Raw genomic sequence first — 16,487 nt, 5'->3', positions numbered from 1 at the left:
AGGAGTCCCCCATGCAAACGCACATGCTGATCAACGGTCATCTGGTCGCTGGCGACGGGCCAGCCTGGACCGTACTCAACCCCGCCCTGGGCAGCGCCCTGGCGCAGATTAACGAAGCCACCGAAGCGCAGGTCGACAGCGCCGTGCGCGCCGCCGATCTGGCCTTCGACAGCTGGTCGCAGGCCAGCCCCAAGGACCGCGCCCAGGCACTGTTGGCACTGGCCGACACCATCGAGCAACATGGCGAGGAACTGGCCCGGCTCGAATCGCAGAATTGTGGCAAGCCCTACAGCGCTGCGCTGAATGACGAAATCCCGGCGATCGCCGATGTCTTCCGCTTTTTCGCCGGCGCGGCGCGCTGCCTGGGCGGTTCGGCGGCCGGCGAGTACCTGCCGGGGCACACCTCAATGATCCGCCGCGACCCGCTGGGCGTGGTCGCCTCGATCGCGCCGTGGAACTACCCGCTGATGATGCTGGCCTGGAAGGTCGCACCCGCGCTGGCAGCCGGTAACACCGTGGTGATCAAACCGTCCGAACTGACGCCGCTGACCGCGTTGCGTCTGGGCGAGCTGGCCCAAGGCGTGCTGCCACCCGGTGTGCTCAACATCCTCTTCGGCCGTGGCCAAACCGTCGGCACCCCACTGATCACTCACCCGAAAGTGCGCATGGTGTCACTGACCGGCTCGATCCCCACCGGCGCGCACATCATCAGCGCCACCGCCGACAGCGTGAAGCGCATGCACATGGAACTAGGCGGCAAAGCACCGGTGCTGGTGTTCGACGATGCCGACATCGACGCCGCCATCGACGGCATCCGCACGTTCGGTTTCTACAACGCAGGCCAAGACTGCACCGCAGCCTGCCGCCTGTATGTGCAGGACGGCATCTATGAGCAATTCGTGCAGCGCCTGGGCGAAGCGGTGGCCAGCCTCAAGCCTGGGCTGCAGGATGCCGAAGACACTGAACTGGGCCCACTGATCAGCGCGCAGCACCGCGACAAGGTCGCCGGCCTGGTGCAACGCGCCATTGCCCAAGCGCATATTCGCCTGGTGACCGGCGGCAAGCCGATTGCTGGCGACGGGTTCTTTTTCGAGCCGACGGTACTGGCCGATGCCCTGCAGGATGACGAGATCGTGCGCAACGAAGTATTTGGCCCGGTGGTCTCAGTAACCCGCTTCACCGACGAGGCCCAGGCACTGGAGTGGGCCAACGACTCCAACTATGGCCTGGCGTCATCAGTGTGGACCCGCGACACGGGCCGCGCCCATCGCCTGGCGGCGCGCCTGCAGTATGGCTGCACCTGGGTGAACACCCACTTCATGCTGGTCAGCGAAATGCCCCATGGCGGGCAGAAGCATTCGGGGTATGGGAAGGATATGTCGGTGTATGGGCTGGAGGACTACACCTGTGTGCGGCATGTGATGATCAAGCATTGAACTGATGCGTTGATCGGGGTGGCCTCACCGCTCCCTCGATCAATGCCAATAGTCACATACAGAATTTTCCTTCAATGGCGATCTCCCCGCTCCTACATCCCATCCGTTGAACCTGGCCTAGTGGTATCACAGCCTGATACCATGAATAACCATCAAAAAAGTACGCTCGAGACGGTTCTCAAAAAACCGGTCTCCAAGACACTGGAGTGGGCCCGCCTGGAATCACTGTTGATCTCGCTTGGCGCTCGAGTGATTGAGGGAAGGGGCTCACGCGTTCGTTTTGAACTCAATGGAGCGGTTGCGACCTTCCACCGCCCTCACCCGGACAAGCACGCCAAGCCCTATCAATTAAGAGGCGCCCGCCAGTTCCTTGAGCAGGCAGGAGTAATACCATGAATGTCATGACCTACCGCGGCTATGCCGCTCGCATCGAATATAGCGACGAAGACCAGTTGCTGATCGGCCACGTTGCAGGCATACGCGACGTAATCGGTTTTCATGGCGAATCGATCCACGAGTTGCGCCAGGCATTCGAAGAGGCCGTTGACGACTATCTTGAAACTTGCGAACGCCTCGGCCGCGAACCGCAGAAAACCTACTCCGGTAAGCTCAGCTTGCGCCTGGAGCCCTCTCTTCATGCCAGCGTGGCAGCAAAAGCCGAGCTTGCGGAGAAAAGCATCAATCAATGGGTAAGCGACATCCTCAGCAATGCCGCTTACAGCTGAAGCTGCACGTCAATCCCGCAAATCCGACTCATGAATCGGGTTAGCCCGGCTGGTAGCCCGTTGATACTGCGCCGGCCAGGTGGCCTTGTTGCCGCCCAGGTCGTCGTCGGCATGCAGCGGCCAGTACGGGTCGCGCAGCAGTTCGCGGGCGAGGAAAATGACGTCGGCCTGGCCGGTACGCAAGATGTGCTCGGCCTGGGCCGGCTCGGTGATCATGCCCACAGTACCGGTAGCGATTTCCGATTCCTTGCGCACGCGTTCGGCGAAGCGGGTCTGGTAGCCGGGGCCGGTGGGGATCTCGGCGTTTACCGAGGTACCGCCAGAGGACACATCGATGAGGTCCACACCTAACCCTCTCAGGCGACGGGCCAGTTCGACGGTTTCATCCGGGTTCCAACCGTCCTCGACCCAATCGGTTGCCGATACCCGCACCAACAGCGGCAACTCGGCAGGCCAGACATTGCGCACCGCCTCGACCACCTGCAGGGTCAGGCGGATGCGGTTTTCGAAGCAACTGCCGTACTCGTCGCGGCGCTGGTTGCTTAACGGTGACAGGAACTGGTGCAACAGGTAGCCATGGGCGGCATGGATTTCGACCACCTTGAAACCGGCCTTCAAGGCGCGTTCGGTCGAGGCGACGAAGGCCGCGATCACGCCCTGGATCTCGTCCTGGGTCAGCTCGTGTGGCGGTGTGTGTTGCGGGTCGAAAGCGATCTTAGAAGGGCCTACTGGCTGCCAGCCTCCGTCTTCGAACTTCACACTGCCCTGTTTGCCCAGCCATGGGCGATAAGTGCTGGCTTTGCGCCCGGCGTGCGCCAGCTGGATGCCCGGCACGGCCCCCTGGGCGGTGATGAAACGGGTGATACGTTGCAACGGGGCGATCTGCCCGTCGTTCCACAGGCCAAGGTCTTCGGCGGTAATGCGGCCATCGGCGGTCACCGCCACGGCTTCTGTGATCACCAAGCCGGCACCACCGACGGCGCGGCACCCCAAATGGACAAGATGCCAGTCGTTGGCCAGGCCATCGACTGCGGAATACTGGCACATCGGCGAGACCGCGATGCGGTTGGGCAACGTCAGCTTACGCAGGGTGTAAGGCTCGAGCAGCAGGCTCATGAGGGCACCTCCCAAGGACTCCAATGGTGATCCGGCCCGAACACTCAATTGCACGTCCGTGGCCCGGTACCGGTCATTAATCAGACTAGACCAGATTGGTAGGGGGGAAGGTTCCCTGGGGTTTGGCTTGATGGAGCGGCGCCTGTGAGATCGAGCGCCGCGCGGGCGGCGCTCGATTTCCGCCACACCACAAAAATCAAGGCGAACCCCGCGAGACCCTCAGCGCGGCTCCATGTGGGCAATCATCAACTGCACACTTTCATTGCCACGAAACTCGTTCACATCCAGCTTGTAGGCCAGTTCCACCCAGCGAACCGTCGGATTCGGCCACACCTCGCGGTCGATGCCGAAGGCAATGCCATCAAGCCGGACCGAACCACACTCGCTCTTGAGCACCACCTTCAGGTGCCGCTCACCGACGACACGCTGCTCGACCAGCTGGAACACACCATGGAACAGCGGCTCAGGGAAATGCTGCCCCCATGGCCCGGCTTGGCGCAGGGCTTTGGCCAGGTCGAGGTGGAACTCCTCCACGGCCAGGCTGCCATCCGACAGAAGGCGCCCGGTAAGGTCTTCTTCGCGCAGCTGACGCCGCACTTCCTGGTCAAACGCCTCGGCAAAGGCCGGGAAGTTGCCCTCAGGCAGCGACAACCCTGCCGCCATGGCATGACCGCCGAACTTGCTGATCAGTTGCGGATGGCGCGCCGCTACCGCATCCAGCGCATCACGAATATGAAACCCTGGCACCGAACGTGCCGAACCTTTGAGCATGCCATCGCCGGCATCGGCAAAGGCGATGGTCGGCCGGTGGTAACGCTCCTTCAGGCGTGAAGCGAGGATCCCGATCACGCCCTGGTGCCAGTCGGCATCGAACAAGCACAAGCCGTAGGGCATGGATTCGACCGGCAGGTCCTTGAGCTGGGCCAGCGCCTCACGTTGCATGCCCTGCTCGATGGACTTGCGATCCTGGTTAAGGTCATCCAACTGCTGGGCCATGTCCTGGGCCAGGGTCGCGTCCTCGCACAGCAGGCACTCGATGCCCAGGCTCATGTCGTCCAAGCGCCCCGCCGCGTTCAAACGCGGGCCAAGGATGAAACCCAGGTCGGTCGAGGTGATACGCCGGTGATCACGGCGGGCCACTTCAAGAATCGCCTTGAGCCCCGGCCGAGCGCGGCCGGCGCGAATACGTTCAAGCCCCTGGTGCACCAGAATGCGGTTGTTGGCGTCCAGCGGCACCACGTCGGCGACACTGCCCAGCGCGACCAGGTCGAGCAGTTCGCCGATGTTCGGCTGTGCTTGCGTGTCGTAGCGCCCCAGGCTGCGCAGGCGTGCGCGCAAGGCCATAAGTACATAGAAGATCACCCCGACCCCGGCCAGCGACTTGCTCGGGAAGTCACAGCCCGGCTGGTTCGGGTTGATGATCGCATCGGCGTCGGGCAACTGCTCACCCGGCAAGTGGTGGTCGGTGACCAGCACCTTGAGCCCGGCCGCCTTGGCTGCCGCCACTCCATCGACACTGGAGATGCCGTTGTCGACGGTGATCAGCAACTGCGGCTGGCGCTGCAACGCGACCTCGACGATCTCCGGCGTCAGGCCATAACCGAACTCAAAGCGGTTGGGCACCAGGTAGTCGACGTGGGCAGCACCCAGCAAGCGCAGGCCCAGCACGCCAACGGTACTGGCGGTGGCGCCATCGGCGTCGAAGTCGCCGACGATGAGGATGCGCTGGCGCTGGTCGAGGGCTTCGACCAGCAGGTCCACCCCCGCCTCGATGCCTTTGAGCTGCTGGTACGGCAACAACCGCGCCAGGCTCTTGTCCAGCTCGGCCTCGCTCTGCACACCACGGGCGGCATACAGGCGGGTCAGCAAGGGTGGCAGGTTACCCAGCAATGGCAGGGTCGACGGCAGGGGGCGAGGTTCGATACGCATGAGGTCTTCGGCAATCAGGAAAGGGTAAGGTCAGCCACGCTCACCGAGCAGCCACTCCAGCTGCACTTCGTGCTGGCCGCGGTCGTCGGTGACGAACACCGTGCCTTCGCTGATCATCACGTCCCACTTGATGCTGCGCGGCATGTCGGTGGCCAGGGTCTCCAGCACCTCCTGGGGGACTGCGGCGATGTTCAGGTTTTTCAGGCCCTTGACCGCTGGCACCACCTTGCCTTCCCACACACGCAGGCTGCCATAGGCCAGCAGGCTGGTGCGCTCGGTGCGACGGGAGCACCAGGTCAGGCGGTCGGCGTCGGGTTGGCCGACTTCGATCCAGTGCAGCACACGGTCGTCGAGGCTCTTTTCCCACAACGCCGGCTCATCGACATCCGACAGACCGCGACCAAACGACAGGTTCTCGTTGTACCAAAGCGCGTAGGCCAACAGACGAACGGCCATGCGCTCTTCGGTTTCCGAAGGATGACGAGCGATGGTCTGCTTGACGCTTTCGTAAACGTTGCGATCGAGGTCGGTCAGATTCAGTTCGAATTTGTAGGTAGTGGACGGCTGGGCCATGTCGACGGGCTTCTTGCGCAAAGAAAAGTGACACAGTCTAACCGATCCTGCCCCTCGTTGCGCCGCGGCAGTATCTGCCGCTTCGGAGCTATGATAAAACCACGGCTCTGCCCAGTTGCCACGGATGCCCCATGTCTACGCCCAGCAAACCCCTCGCCGGCCTGAAAGTCATCGAACTCGGGACCCTGATCGCTGGCCCGTTCGCGTCGCGCATCTGTGCCGAATTCGGCGCCGAGGTGATCAAGGTCGAGTCCCCTGACGGCGGCGACCCGCTGCGTAAATGGCGCAAGATGTACGAAGGCACGTCGCTGTGGTGGTTCGTGCAGGCTCGCAACAAACAGTCTCTCACCCTCAACCTCAAGCACCCGGACGGCCGCGAGATCCTCAAGCGCCTGCTGGCCGAGGCCGACATCCTGATCGAGAACTTCCGCCCCGGCGTGCTGGAAAAACTCGGCCTGGGCTGGGATGTGCTGCACGCCCTCAACCCGCGCCTGGTGATGGTGCGCCTGTCGGGCTTCGGCCAGACCGGGCCGATGAAGGACCAGCCAGGCTTTGGCGCCGTGGGTGAGTCCATGGGCGGCCTGCGCTACATCACCGGCTTCGACGACCGCCCGCCCGTGCGCACGGGCATCTCCATCGGTGACTCGATCGCCGCGTTGTGGGGCGTGATCGGTGCCTTGATGGCCTTGCGTCATCGTGAAGTCAATGGTGGCCAGGGCCAGGTGGTGGATGTGGCGCTGTACGAGGCCATCTTCGCCATGATGGAAAGCATGGTCCCGGAGTTCGATGTCTTCGGTTTCATCCGCGAGCGCACTGGCAACATCATGCCGGGCATCACGCCCTCCTCCATCCACACCAGTGCCGATGGCAAACATGTGCAGATCGGCGCCAACGGCGATGCGATTTTCAAACGCTTCATGCAGGCCATTGGCCGCGCCGACCTGGCCGATGACCCCACACTGGCCACCAACGATGGCCGCGACCTGCGCCGAGACGAGCTCTACGGGGTAATCGACCGCTGGGCCAACAGCCTGCCGCTGGAGCAGCTCATGCAGGTGCTCACCGCCGCCGAAGTGCCGGCCAGCCGCATTTATTCGGCCGAGGACATGTTCAACGACCCGCAATACCTGGCGCGGGAGATGTTCCTGCAGGCCCGCCTGCCAGACGGCAAACCGTTCAAGATGCCGGGTATCGTGCCCAAGCTTTCTGAAACACCCGGGTCTGCCGAATGGGTCGGGCCCGCGCTAGGAGAACACACCGACGCACTGCTCACCGCCCTGGGCTACGACGCGGCCGCCATTGCCGGCCTGCGCGAAGCAGGCGCGGTCTGACGCCTGCCGCCGCCGATGCGAACTGCCCGCTGGTCACGCACCCTGCTTTTGCTGTGCGGGCTGCTGCCTGCACTGGCCGTGCCGCACGTCACTGCCAAAGAGCGCATATTGTGGCTGGTTCGAGACCTGCCGCCCTTCACCATTTTCGAAGGCCCGGAAAAAGGCCAGGGGGTCGTTGATCGCCTGCTGCCGCTGCTGATCGAACAGATGCCTGAGTACGATCACAGTATCGTGCGGGTGAACCGTGCCCGCGGCATCCAGATGCTTCAGGACCAGAGCAGCTTCACCTGCGACCCGACCCTGCTATGGACGCCGGAACGGGCCCGATACGTGCACTTTTCCATGCCGTCGTTGGGTGTGGTGAGCGGCGGCCTGGTGGTGCGCAAAGAAGGTGAGGCACTGGTTGCGCCGTTTCTTACCGACAACGAGGTCGATCTGCACGGCCTGATGAGCCATACCCCGTTGAAGCTCGGTATCGTCGCCGAGCGCAGCTATGGTACGCAGATTGACGACATCCTGCGCCAGTTGCCAGAGTCGGTGCTCAGCCGCCACTACGGCAACGATGCCACCGCCAACCAGTTGCAGATGCAGCAACTGGGACGCCTGCCCATGGTGATGGGGTACTGGCCAGAAGTGCGTTACCTGATCCAGCAGCAAGGTGGATCACTGGCTGACTACCATTTTCATCCTGTGCAGGGGGTGAAGCGCTATCAGTTTCTGCATGTGGGCTGCTCGGCCTCGGCACTGGGGCGCGAGGCCATTGCCCATATCGACCAACTGTTGCCCGCGCTGCGACGGGACACCTTGCCGGGGCTGTATGCACGGTGGCTGGACCCTGCGTTGCAGGAAGAGTATCTGGAACAGAGCAAGCAGTTTTTCAAACAACCGTAGCGCTCCAGAAAAAAGAAACCCCGGAACGCTGGGGAGGACGCCCGGGGCCAATCGAAAGCCCTGGAGGGCTTCCCGTGACAGCCTGCCACCACCGGAGCAAAGTGCTGGCTGGCTGCCCTTACGGTGTCTGATAACTCACTCAGGCAAAGGTTCCCTGGGGTTGCTGTCGCTGCTGCAACGCTGCAATCACACAGGGCTGCAAGCGCCCTTCGGCAATCTGCAGATCACGGTGCAAACCGTCCACCACGTCAATGAGCAGGCTTTGTTCCTGTAACTGGCGCAGGCTGACCGTGCGCTGCAGGGTGATGCCTGCCAGCTTGTCAAAGACGGTCAATTGGCGATTGCCACTGGCATCGGCGATGCCAAGGTGGGTTTGGTAAGGGGTCAGGGCTTCGTTCAGCAGTCTGCAGATTCTTTCCATCCGGATCACTCGCTGCGTGGTGGGCTATGGAGGTACTGACCAACAAGCGCAGCGCAAAGTTCGAGACGCCGCAGCTGTTTCAGTGAGCATGCGGGGCAGACGTGACAGTTTGAATACGCCCGCCCAGGCGCCCAAGCGCACGCTGCAGTTGCGCCATGGACAACGGCCAGGGGAGCTCGGCAACTACCCAGAAGCCCCGCTGTTTCGCTTCCTGAGCAAGGTTCTGCTGGCCGGGAGCTGCCTGGCCGACGAACAACAAACCCCGCAAAGGGCGCGTACCGGTAAGCTTTTTCAGGAGCGCAAGCCCCGCTCTTGTGGGCATTGCGTGGTCGAGGATGAGCAAGTCAGGGCAACGGTCTGCGTTCAGGCACGCGTGCAGGCCAACAGCCTCTTCGGTGATGCGCACATCGAAAATACCTTGGGCATTGAATGCCTGGTGCAGGAGGATTTGATGGGAAGGGCGTGCCTGGTGAATCAACACGTAGGGCCTGGACATGAGCCACTCCTGAGGGAAGGACTGGCAAATCTAGGCAACATTCCAAAACGCTTAAATAGGAAACATCTGAAAAATCTGGTGGAAATTTCGATAATCCAGGGCCGCCAAGCGGCCCCGGATATCAACGCGCTTAAAGCGGCTTACCGCGATTACCGTGTTGGCTGACAAAGTTCTGCACGGTCTTCAGGTCATTGGCCAGCACTGTGCAGCGCTCTTCGCGGCTGAACAGGTCGGCCAAGTGCGCAGGCAATTCCAGGGCTTTGCCAACGCCTGCTTTCTCTACCGCTTCCGGGAACTTGACCGGATGCGCGGTACCCAGCACCACCATCGGCGTGTCCAGGCTGCGGCGGCACTCGCGAGCGGCCTTGACGCCGATTGCGGTGTGCGGGTCGAGCACTTCGCCGGTGCTGGCGAACACTTCGGCGATGGTCTCGCAGGTCTGCTCGTCACTGACTGCCAGCGAGTCGAACAGCTTGCGTGCTTCGGTCCAGCGGTCTTCGTCGACGCTGAAACCGCCACCCTGCTTGAAGTTGGCCATCAATTCGGCGATGGCGGCGCCATTGCGCCCGTGCAGGTCGAACAGCAGGCGCTCGAAGTTGGACGACACCATGATGTCCATCGACGGCGACAGGGTCGCGTGCAGGGTGTCCTTGACGTACTGGTTGCCGCTCATGAAGCGGTGCAGGATGTCGTTACGGTTGGTAGCCACTACCAGCTGGCTGATCGGCAGGCCCATGTTGCGCGCCAGGTAACCGGCAAAAATGTCGCCGAAGTTGCCGGTTGGCACCGAGAACGCCACCGAACGGGCCGGGCCGCCCAACTGCAGGGCTGCGTGGAAGTAGTAGACGATCTGGGCCATGATCCGCGCCCAGTTGATCGAGTTGACCGCCACCAGGCGGGTGCCCTTGAGGAACGACTGGTCGGCGAAGCTGGCCTTGACCATCTCCTGGCAGTCGTCGAAGTTGCCGTCGATGGCGATGTTGTGGATGTTGTCGCCGAAGATGGTGGTCATCTGGCGGCGCTGAACTTCCGACACGCGTTGGTGCGGGTGGAGAATGAAGATGTCGACGTTGTCACAACGGCGGCAGCCTTCGATGGCGGCCGAGCCGGTGTCACCACTGGTGGCGCCAACGATCACCACGCGCTCGTTACGCTTGGCCAGCACGTGGTCGAGCAGGCGCCCGAGCAGTTGCAGGGCAAAGTCCTTGAAGGCCAGGGTCGGGCCGTGGAACAACTCCAGGACCCACTCGTTGCTGTTCAGCTGACGCAGCGGGGCGACTGCGGCATGGGCGAACTCACCGTAGGTTTCTTCGAGGATCTTCTTGAAGTCGGCATCGGCGATGCTGCCAGCCACGAACGGGCGCATCACGCGGAAGGCCAGTTCGTGATACGGCAGGCCAGCCCAGGAGGCGATTTCTTCCTGGGTGAAGCGTGGCAGGTTTTCAGGGACGTACAGGCCGCCGTCGCTGGCCAGGCCAGCCAGCAGGACATCTTCGAAATTCAGGGCCGGTGCCTGGCCACGGGTGCTGATATAGCGCATGGTGCAAACCTTCGATGCTGGGGCCGGAGCCGCGTGCGCGGCCCGACGGCATTATTCGTTAATTGAGCTGTTCAACGCGGATGCGCACGACCTTGCCGATCACATCCTGCAGGGCTTCCAGGGCAACGATGGCGTCGTTGATGCCTTGCTCGACCACACGATGGGTCAGCAGGATCATCGGCACCAGGCCGTCCTGTTCCTCGGCTTCCTTCTGCATGATCGACTCGATGTTGATGCCACGCTCCGAGAGGATGCTGGCCACCTGGGCCAGAACACCGGGGTGGTCCTTGGCCTGGATGCGCAGATAGTAGGCGCTTTCGCACGCCTCGATCGGCAGGATCGGGTGCGACGACAGCGAGTCCGGCTGGAAGGCCAGGTGCGGCACACGGTTCTCCGGGTCGGACGTCATCGCACGGACCACATCGACCAGGTCGGCCACCACCGACGATGCGGTCGGCTCCATGCCGGCACCGGCGCCGTAGTACAAGGTCGAGCCCGCAGCATCGCCGTTGACCATGACCGCGTTCATCACGCCGTTGACGTTGGCGATCAGACGGTCGCTCGGGATCAGCGTCGGGTGCACGCGCAGCTCGATACCTTCAGCAGTGCGACGTGCCACGCCCAGGTGCTTGATGCGGTAGCCCAAGGCCTCGGCGTAGTTCACGTCAGCGGTGGTCAGTTGGGTGATGCCCTCGGTGTAGGCCTTGTCGAACTGCAGCGGGATGCCAAAGGCGATGGACGCCAGAATGGTCAGCTTGTGTGCAGCGTCGATCCCTTCGACGTCGAAGGTCGGGTCGGCTTCGGCATACCCCAGGGCCTGGGCCTCGGCCAGGACGTCGGGGAAGGCACGGCCCTTTTCGCGCATTTCGGTAAGGATGAAGTTACCGGTGCCGTTGATGATGCCGGCCAGCCAGTTGATACGGTTGGCCGACAAGCCTTCGCGGATGGCCTTGATCACCGGGATACCACCGGCAACCGCGGCTTCAAAGGCGACGATCACGCCCTTCTCGCGGGCCTTGGCAAAGATTTCGTTGCCGTGCACGGCGATCAGCGCCTTGTTGGCGGTGACGACGTGCTTGCCGTTCTCAATGGCCTTGAGCACCAGGTCGCGGGCGATGGTGTAGCCACCAATCAGCTCGATGACGATGTCGATTTCCGGGTTGGTCGCAACGTCGAACACATCAGCGGTAATGGGGGTACCGGTAATCTGGCAGTTCGGGTTCTGCGAGCGCATGGCGATCTGTGCCACTTCAATACCGCGCCCGGCACGGCGGGCAATCTCCTCGGCGTTGCGCTGAAGTACATTGAAGGTTCCGCCACCGACGGTCCCCAACCCACAGATGCCTACTTTGACCGGTTTCACTGTGAACTCCCCATTGAACGGCCGGCACCTGCGCCGACCGTGAAACATGCCGTCACCCCATGACGACGGCGTACTGAATTGATTACTTGGCTGCTTGCTGCTGGCCGGCCAGGGCCAGCTTGGCCACTTGCGGCGCCGGCTGGTAGCCCGGGATCACCTGGCCACTTTCGAGGACAATCGCCGGCGTGCCGTTGACGCCGATCGACTGGCCCAGCTGGAACTGCTTGCTGACCGGGTTGGCGCACTTGGCAGCCTTGATTTCCTTGCCCTCGACCATCTTGTCCAGCGCCGCACGGCGGTCGCTGGAGCACCACACGGCCTGCAACTGCTCATCACCCGGCGAGCCGAGGCCCTGACGCGGGAAGGCGACATAGCGCACTTCGATACCGCGGCGGTTCAGCTCCGGCACTTCGGCGTGCAGCTTGTGGCAGTACGGGCAGGTGGTGTCGGTGAACACGGTGATGTGCGACTTGGTCTCGCCCTTGGCAGGATAAACCACCATCTCGGCGGCTGGAATGCCATTGATGAGCTTGGCAACACCCTGGCGCTCGGTTTTCTCGGTCAGGTTGACCGGCTTGCCGTCCTGCATCTGGTACAGGTAACCCTGCATGACGAACTGGCCGTCAGCACTGGCGTACAGCACACGGCCGCCCTGCAGCTTGACCTCATAAAGGCCGTTGAGCGGGCTACTGGCAACGCTTTCTACCGGCACTTCCAGTTCGAGGTTCTGCAACGACTTGCGAATGGCCTGCTCGGCACCGGCATTGCTGTCGGTTGCCGCGGCAACGGCAAAAGTACTGGCCAGCGCCAACGCGGCGGCGGCGAACATCTGGGTCACGCGCATGGGAACTCCTGAAGGCGGACAGGGGCCGGAGGGCGTCGCCTGCGGAAAAAACGCGGCGACCGTGCGGCCCTTGGTGCAAACCGCCCAAGCCTACCACAACACGCTAGCCGTGAAGGGGTCTGCGAGTACCGGTCGGCGGAACATGAAAATCATTCATCCACGCGGGTGATGCTGGGCGTGCAGCTGTTGCAGACGGGCCTTGGCCACATGGGTGTAGATCTGCGTGGTCGACAAGTCGCTGTGGCCCAGCAGCATTTGCACCACGCGCAGGTCGGCGCCATGGTTGAGCAGATGAGTCGCGAAGGCGTGGCGCAGGGTGTGCGGCGACAGTGATTTGTCGATCCCGGCCACCTGTGCCTGATGCTTGATACGGTGCCAGAAGGTCTGGCGGGTCATCTGTTCGCCGCGCAGGCTGGGGAACAGTACGTCGCTCGGGCGCCCGTTCAGCAGCTCGGGGCGGCCATCGCGCAGGTAGCGCTCCAGCCACACCACGGCTTCCTCCCCCATCGGCACCAGGCGCTCCTTGCTGCCCTTGCCCATCACCCGCAGCACGCCCTGGCGCAGGTTGACCTGGTCCAGCGTCAGGCTGACCAGCTCGGTGACGCGCAGACCACAGGCGTACAGGACTTCGAGCATGGCGCGGTCGCGCTGGCCGATGGCTTCGCCAAGGTCCGGGGCCAGCAGCAGTGCCTCGACGTCGGCTTCCGACAGGGATTTGGGCAAAGGCCGCCCCAGTTGAGGCATTTCCACCTGCAACGTCGGGTCGACAGCGATCATCTTTTCCCGCAGCAGGTAGCGAAAGAAACCACGCAAACCAGAGAGAAAGCGCGCAGTGGAACGCGGTTTGTAGGCTTGGTCGAGGCGCCAGGCCAGGTGATCGAGGATCAACTCGCGCCCCGCGTCGGGCAAGGCCACGCCCTGCTCCTGCAGCCAGCCGTTGAACAGCGCCAGGTCGCTGCGGTAAGAAACACGCGTGTTATCGGACAGGCCTTTTTCCAGCCACAGGGCATCAAGAAATTGGTCGATCAAGGGGTGGTCAAGGGCAGGCATGAAAACTCGGTGGCAAACGACGAAATGACGCTTAGTCTTTCATAACAACGCTGGCATAGGGAGCCCGCATGAACGAACAGCAGATCCTTCTCAGCGTTGGCGGCATCGGTGCCGCCGCCCTCGCCTGCCAGTGGCTGGCCTGGCGCCTGAAGCTTCCGGCAATCCTCTTTCTGCTGCTGACCGGCATCACCGTCGGGCCACTGCTCGGCTGGCTCGACCCGCAAGCCCTGTTCGGCCCGCTGCTCATGCCGCTGGTATCGCTGGCAGTGGCGCTGATCCTGTTCGAGGGCAGCCTGACCCTGCACCTATCGCAGTGGCGCGAAATCGGCAGTGTGGTGCACCGGCTGGTCACCCTCGGTGCGCTGTCGACCTGGTTGGTGATCGCGCTGGCGACTCACTGGTTGCTGAGTTTTGACTGGCCGCTGGCAATCCTCTTCGGCACCTTGACGCTGGTGACCGGCCCGACGGTGATTGTGCCCATGCTGCGCGTGGTGCGCCCAAAGGCAACGATCGCCAATATCCTGCGCTGGGAAGGCATTGTCATCGACCCGATTGGCGCCCTGCTGGCCGTGGTGGTCTACAGCTTCATCATCGCCAGTGCCGATGGCAACGGCCTGAGCCAGAGCCTGAGCACCTTTGCCGGGGTGATCTTCTGCGGCAGTGCCCTGGGCGCCGCCGGGGGCTGGTTGCTGGGGCAGATCATGCGTGAGCAGTGGCTACCGGAGTACCTGCACAACCTGGCTTCGCTGGCAGCCGTATTGGGCATCTTCATCGCTGCCAACCAGATCGTCCACGAGTCGGGGTTGCTGGCAGTGACGGTAATGGGCATGTGGCTGGCCAACATGCGCGGGGTCGATGTGCGGCAGATCCTGCATTTCAAGGAAAACCTCAGCGTCTTGCTGATCTCTGGCCTGTTCATCCTGCTGGCCGCACGCCTCGACCTGCATGCCTTGCTCGGCCTGGGCCCGGCCGTACTGGCACTGCTGCTGGTGATCCAGTTGCTGGCGCGGCCGCTTAATGTGTTTCTGTCAACGCTGGGTTCCTCACTCAACTGGCGCGAACGGGCCCTGCTGGCCTGGATCGCCCCCCGCGGCATCGTCGCCGCAGCCGTTTCAGCGATCTTCGCCATCCGGCTGCATGAGGCTGGCCACCAGGATGCGTTGCTGCTGGTGCCGCTGACCTTCGCCGTGATCATTGGCACTGTGGTGCTGCAGAGCGCCACGGCCAGGCCCCTGGCGCGCCTGCTCAAGGTAGCGGAGCCCGCGCCCAGCGGCTTTCTCATCGTCGGTGCCAATGGGCCTGCTCGCACCCTAGGCAAAGCCCTGCAGCAATTGGGTTGCCGGGTGTTGCTGACCGATTCGAGCTGGGAAAACATCCGCGCCGCGCGCATGGACGGGCTGCCGACCTATTTTGGCAACCCGGCGTCGCAGCATGCCGATGCACACCTGGATCTGGTCGGCCTCGGTCATTTGCTGGGGCTATCCCCAGCCGGCGAGATCAATGCGCTGGCCTGTGCCCGCTTTCGCCATGATTTCGGTCACGGCCGGCTGTACGTGCTGGCCAGCGGCCTGGAGAAGCAGCGTAGCGACAAGCATCGCGCCAGCGAGGAGCACCGTGGTCAATTGCTGGGAGCAAGCCCGATGACCTATCAGCAACTGGCCGGTCGCCTACACCACGGCGCCGAGCTTTACAGCACAAACCTGACTGAGGGCTTTGACTGGGAGAACTACCAGGCGCTGCATGGCGAGCGCGCGCACCTGCTGTTCGCCCGTGACAGCCATGGCTGGGTGCATGTATCGAGCCCTGACATCCCGCTCACCCCGCAACCCGGCTGGACCTTGGTGGCGTTGATCGAACCAGCACCGGTCACGGACACGGTCACCTCGCAGGGGTGAAACTCAGGCTGCAGGCAGCACCGGCACCGGGCGCTTGTCTTCGTCGATGGCGACAAAGCTGAACACGCCATGGATCGCCCGTTCACGGCCATCCAGGTACATGTTCTCGACGAACACATCCACCTGCACCTGCAAGCTGGTGTTGCCCACCTTGATCACCGTACCCACCAGCTCGACGATCGAGCCTGCCGGGATCGGGTGCTTGAAGTCGATTCGGTCGGTAGACACGGTCACCAGTGGCAACCGGCAGAAACGCGTGGCAGCGATGAACGACACTTCGTCCATCCAGGCCAGCGCGGTGCCGCCAAACAGGGTGTTGTGGTGGTTGGTGGTGTTGGGGAACACCGCCTTGGTCACGCGGGTTACCGACAGTTCGGTGCGGCGCTGGATTTCCTGGTCTCGGGTTGTCATGTCTGGTCACATCGCTTTGCTTGGGTTTCAAAACGCAAAAAAGCAGCCCGAAGGCTGCTTTTTTTCTCGCAAGGCGGCCTGGGCCACCGGTCAAACTGCACTCAGGACAGTTTTTCCTTGATGCGAGCGGCTTTGCCGGACAGGTCGCGCAGGTAGTACAGCTTGGCTTTACGCACGTCACCACGACGTTTCACGGCCAGGCTGTCGATCTGCGGGCTGTAGGTCTGGAAGGTACGCTCTACGCCAACGCCGCTGGAGATTTTGCGCACGGTGAAGGCGCTGTTCAGACCGCGGTTACGCTTGGCGATAACGACGCCTTCGAACGCCTGCAGACGGGAACGCTCACCTTCCTTCACTTTAACCTGGACGATAACGGTGTCGCCCGGTGCGAAGGTTGGGATTTCCTTGCTCATCTGCTCGGCTTCGAGCTGCTGGATGATCTTGTTGGTCATGCTGTGCTCCTAAG

At 62.7% G+C, this 16,487-nt stretch carries 17 protein-coding genes; 6 read left to right on the top strand and 11 right to left on the bottom strand.

Features of this window, described 5'->3' with window-relative positions; all coding sequences use genetic code 11:
* Positions 1 to 11 precede the first annotated feature (11 nt).
* The 3 genes from ACSSU5_RS16110 (at position 12) to ACSSU5_RS16100 (ending at position 2,161) form a co-directional block, all read left to right on the top strand.
* The gene (locus ACSSU5_RS16110; RefSeq protein ID WP_492559274.1) at positions 12 to 1,436 is read left to right on the top strand and encodes a gamma-aminobutyraldehyde dehydrogenase; all 1,425 of its coding nucleotides are present in this window, start codon (positions 12 to 14) and stop codon (positions 1,434 to 1,436) included.
* A 141-nt stretch (positions 1,437 to 1,577) separates the two neighbouring features.
* The gene (locus ACSSU5_RS16105) at positions 1,578 to 1,832 is read left to right on the top strand and encodes a type II toxin-antitoxin system HicA family toxin (protein ID WP_264310043.1); all 255 of its coding nucleotides are present in this window, start codon (positions 1,578 to 1,580) and stop codon (positions 1,830 to 1,832) included.
* A complete protein-coding gene (locus ACSSU5_RS16100) occupies positions 1,829 to 2,161 on the top strand; it encodes a type II toxin-antitoxin system HicB family antitoxin (protein ID WP_264310044.1) in 333 nt (110 codons plus the stop codon). Before ACSSU5_RS16105 ends, ACSSU5_RS16100 begins: the two co-directional genes overlap by 4 nt.
* A 9-nt stretch (positions 2,162 to 2,170) precedes the next feature.
* Here the strand turns inward: ACSSU5_RS16100 and ACSSU5_RS16095 are convergent, their stop codons facing one another.
* From ACSSU5_RS16095 to ACSSU5_RS16085, 3 genes are all read right to left on the bottom strand, one after another.
* A complete protein-coding gene (locus tag ACSSU5_RS16095) occupies positions 2,171 to 3,277 on the bottom strand; it encodes an NADH:flavin oxidoreductase/NADH oxidase (RefSeq protein WP_264310045.1) in 1,107 nt (368 codons plus the stop codon).
* Positions 3,278 to 3,496: 219 nt separating this feature from the next.
* Positions 3,497 to 5,206, bottom strand: coding sequence for a single-stranded-DNA-specific exonuclease RecJ (gene recJ, locus ACSSU5_RS16090; protein WP_264310046.1), 1,710 nt, complete (start codon positions 5,204 to 5,206; stop codon positions 3,497 to 3,499).
* A gap of 30 nt (positions 5,207 to 5,236) precedes the next feature.
* Positions 5,237 to 5,779 (bottom strand): YaeQ family protein, encoded by a 543-nt coding sequence (locus ACSSU5_RS16085; protein WP_492559273.1) that lies wholly within the window; start codon positions 5,777 to 5,779, stop codon positions 5,237 to 5,239.
* Positions 5,780 to 5,910: 131 nt separating this feature from the next.
* Here ACSSU5_RS16085 and ACSSU5_RS16080 point away from each other — a divergent pair, with 131 nt between their 5' ends.
* Together ACSSU5_RS16080 and ACSSU5_RS16075 are read left to right on the top strand one after the other, a co-directional pair.
* Positions 5,911 to 7,110 carry a CaiB/BaiF CoA transferase family protein gene (locus ACSSU5_RS16080; protein WP_264310048.1) on the top strand — a complete coding sequence of 400 codons (1,200 nt, stop codon included), beginning with the start codon at positions 5,911 to 5,913 and terminating at the stop codon, positions 7,108 to 7,110.
* A gap of 15 nt (positions 7,111 to 7,125) precedes the next feature.
* A complete protein-coding gene (locus tag ACSSU5_RS16075; protein WP_264310049.1) occupies positions 7,126 to 8,001 on the top strand; it encodes a TIGR02285 family protein in 876 nt (291 codons plus the stop codon).
* Between the two features lie 139 nt (positions 8,002 to 8,140).
* On the opposite strand, the gene ACSSU5_RS16070 is transcribed toward ACSSU5_RS16075, so the two are convergent.
* The 6 genes from ACSSU5_RS16070 to xerD all read right to left on the bottom strand — a co-directional run bounded on the left by ACSSU5_RS16070 (position 8,141) and on the right by xerD (position 13,715).
* Complete coding sequence (locus ACSSU5_RS16070; RefSeq protein WP_492559272.1) at positions 8,141 to 8,422, bottom strand: DUF3509 domain-containing protein; 282 nt, start codon at positions 8,420 to 8,422, stop codon at positions 8,141 to 8,143.
* Positions 8,423 to 8,501: 79 nt separating this feature from the next.
* Positions 8,502 to 8,918 carry an ANTAR domain-containing protein gene (locus ACSSU5_RS16065; protein WP_264310051.1) on the bottom strand — a complete coding sequence of 139 codons (417 nt, stop codon included), beginning with the start codon at positions 8,916 to 8,918 and terminating at the stop codon, positions 8,502 to 8,504.
* 130 nt (positions 8,919 to 9,048) lie between these two features.
* A complete protein-coding gene (gene thrC / locus ACSSU5_RS16060; RefSeq protein ID WP_492559271.1) occupies positions 9,049 to 10,458 on the bottom strand; it encodes a threonine synthase in 1,410 nt (469 codons plus the stop codon).
* 58 nt (positions 10,459 to 10,516) lie between these two features.
* Positions 10,517 to 11,821 carry a homoserine dehydrogenase gene (locus tag ACSSU5_RS16055; RefSeq protein ID WP_264310053.1) on the bottom strand — a complete coding sequence of 435 codons (1,305 nt, stop codon included), beginning with the start codon at positions 11,819 to 11,821 and terminating at the stop codon, positions 10,517 to 10,519.
* 82 nt (positions 11,822 to 11,903) lie between these two features.
* Positions 11,904 to 12,665 (bottom strand): thioredoxin fold domain-containing protein, encoded by a 762-nt coding sequence (locus tag ACSSU5_RS16050; protein ID WP_492559270.1) that lies wholly within the window; start codon positions 12,663 to 12,665, stop codon positions 11,904 to 11,906.
* A gap of 153 nt (positions 12,666 to 12,818) precedes the next feature.
* Positions 12,819 to 13,715 (bottom strand): site-specific tyrosine recombinase XerD, encoded by an 897-nt coding sequence (xerD, locus tag ACSSU5_RS16045; protein ID WP_264310055.1) that lies wholly within the window; start codon positions 13,713 to 13,715, stop codon positions 12,819 to 12,821.
* A gap of 68 nt (positions 13,716 to 13,783) precedes the next feature.
* Here xerD and ACSSU5_RS16040 point away from each other — a divergent pair, with 68 nt between their 5' ends.
* The gene (locus tag ACSSU5_RS16040) at positions 13,784 to 15,610 is read left to right on the top strand and encodes a cation:proton antiporter (protein WP_264310056.1); all 1,827 of its coding nucleotides are present in this window, start codon (positions 13,784 to 13,786) and stop codon (positions 15,608 to 15,610) included.
* 3 nt (positions 15,611 to 15,613) lie between these two features.
* Here the strand turns inward: ACSSU5_RS16040 and ACSSU5_RS16035 are convergent, their stop codons facing one another.
* On the bottom strand, positions 15,614 to 16,021 hold the full coding sequence (locus ACSSU5_RS16035) for an acyl-CoA thioesterase (RefSeq protein WP_027595723.1): 408 nt from the start codon (positions 16,019 to 16,021) through the stop codon (positions 15,614 to 15,616).
* A 101-nt stretch (positions 16,022 to 16,122) separates the two neighbouring features.
* Positions 16,123 to 16,473, bottom strand: a complete 351-nt coding sequence (gene rplS / locus ACSSU5_RS16030; protein ID WP_264310057.1) for a 50S ribosomal protein L19 — start codon at positions 16,471 to 16,473, stop codon at positions 16,123 to 16,125.
* Positions 16,474 to 16,487 lie beyond the last annotated feature (14 nt).

It is taken from the genome of Pseudomonas sp. E1MeOHC2, assembly GCF_058745025.1.
The sequence above is the reverse complement of the archived record's forward strand: the minus strand, read 5'-3'. Positions and strand labels throughout refer to the sequence as shown.

Excerpts from the sequence above, each read along its gene's own strand:
- ACSSU5_RS16110 (WP_492559274.1), top strand. The coding sequence starts at position 12 with ATGCAAACGCACATGCTGATCAACGGTCATCTGGTCGCTGGCGACGGG.
- ACSSU5_RS16105 (WP_264310043.1), top strand. The coding sequence starts at position 1,578 with ATGAATAACCATCAAAAAAGTACGCTCGAGACGGTTCTCAAAAAACCG.
- ACSSU5_RS16100 (WP_264310044.1), top strand. The coding sequence starts at position 1,829 with ATGAATGTCATGACCTACCGCGGCTATGCCGCTCGCATCGAATATAGC.
- ACSSU5_RS16095 (WP_264310045.1), bottom strand. The coding sequence starts at position 3,277 with ATGAGCCTGCTGCTCGAGCCTTACACCCTGCGTAAGCTGACGTTGCCC.
- recJ (WP_264310046.1), bottom strand. The coding sequence starts at position 5,206 with ATGCGTATCGAACCTCGCCCCCTGCCGTCGACCCTGCCATTGCTGGGT.
- ACSSU5_RS16085 (WP_492559273.1), bottom strand. The coding sequence starts at position 5,779 with ATGGCCCAGCCGTCCACTACCTACAAATTCGAACTGAATCTGACCGAC.
- ACSSU5_RS16080 (WP_264310048.1), top strand. The coding sequence starts at position 5,911 with ATGTCTACGCCCAGCAAACCCCTCGCCGGCCTGAAAGTCATCGAACTC.
- ACSSU5_RS16075 (WP_264310049.1), top strand. The coding sequence starts at position 7,126 with ATGCGAACTGCCCGCTGGTCACGCACCCTGCTTTTGCTGTGCGGGCTG.
- ACSSU5_RS16070 (WP_492559272.1), bottom strand. The coding sequence starts at position 8,422 with ATGGAAAGAATCTGCAGACTGCTGAACGAAGCCCTGACCCCTTACCAA.
- ACSSU5_RS16065 (WP_264310051.1), bottom strand. The coding sequence starts at position 8,918 with ATGTCCAGGCCCTACGTGTTGATTCACCAGGCACGCCCTTCCCATCAA.
- thrC (WP_492559271.1), bottom strand. The coding sequence starts at position 10,458 with ATGCGCTATATCAGCACCCGTGGCCAGGCACCGGCCCTGAATTTCGAA.
- ACSSU5_RS16050 (WP_492559270.1), bottom strand. The coding sequence starts at position 12,665 with ATGCGCGTGACCCAGATGTTCGCCGCCGCCGCGTTGGCGCTGGCCAGT.
- xerD (WP_264310055.1), bottom strand. The coding sequence starts at position 13,715 with ATGCCTGCCCTTGACCACCCCTTGATCGACCAATTTCTTGATGCCCTG.
- ACSSU5_RS16040 (WP_264310056.1), top strand. The coding sequence starts at position 13,784 with ATGAACGAACAGCAGATCCTTCTCAGCGTTGGCGGCATCGGTGCCGCC.
- ACSSU5_RS16035 (WP_027595723.1), bottom strand. The coding sequence starts at position 16,021 with ATGACAACCCGAGACCAGGAAATCCAGCGCCGCACCGAACTGTCGGTA.
- rplS (WP_264310057.1), bottom strand. The coding sequence starts at position 16,473 with ATGACCAACAAGATCATCCAGCAGCTCGAAGCCGAGCAGATGAGCAAG.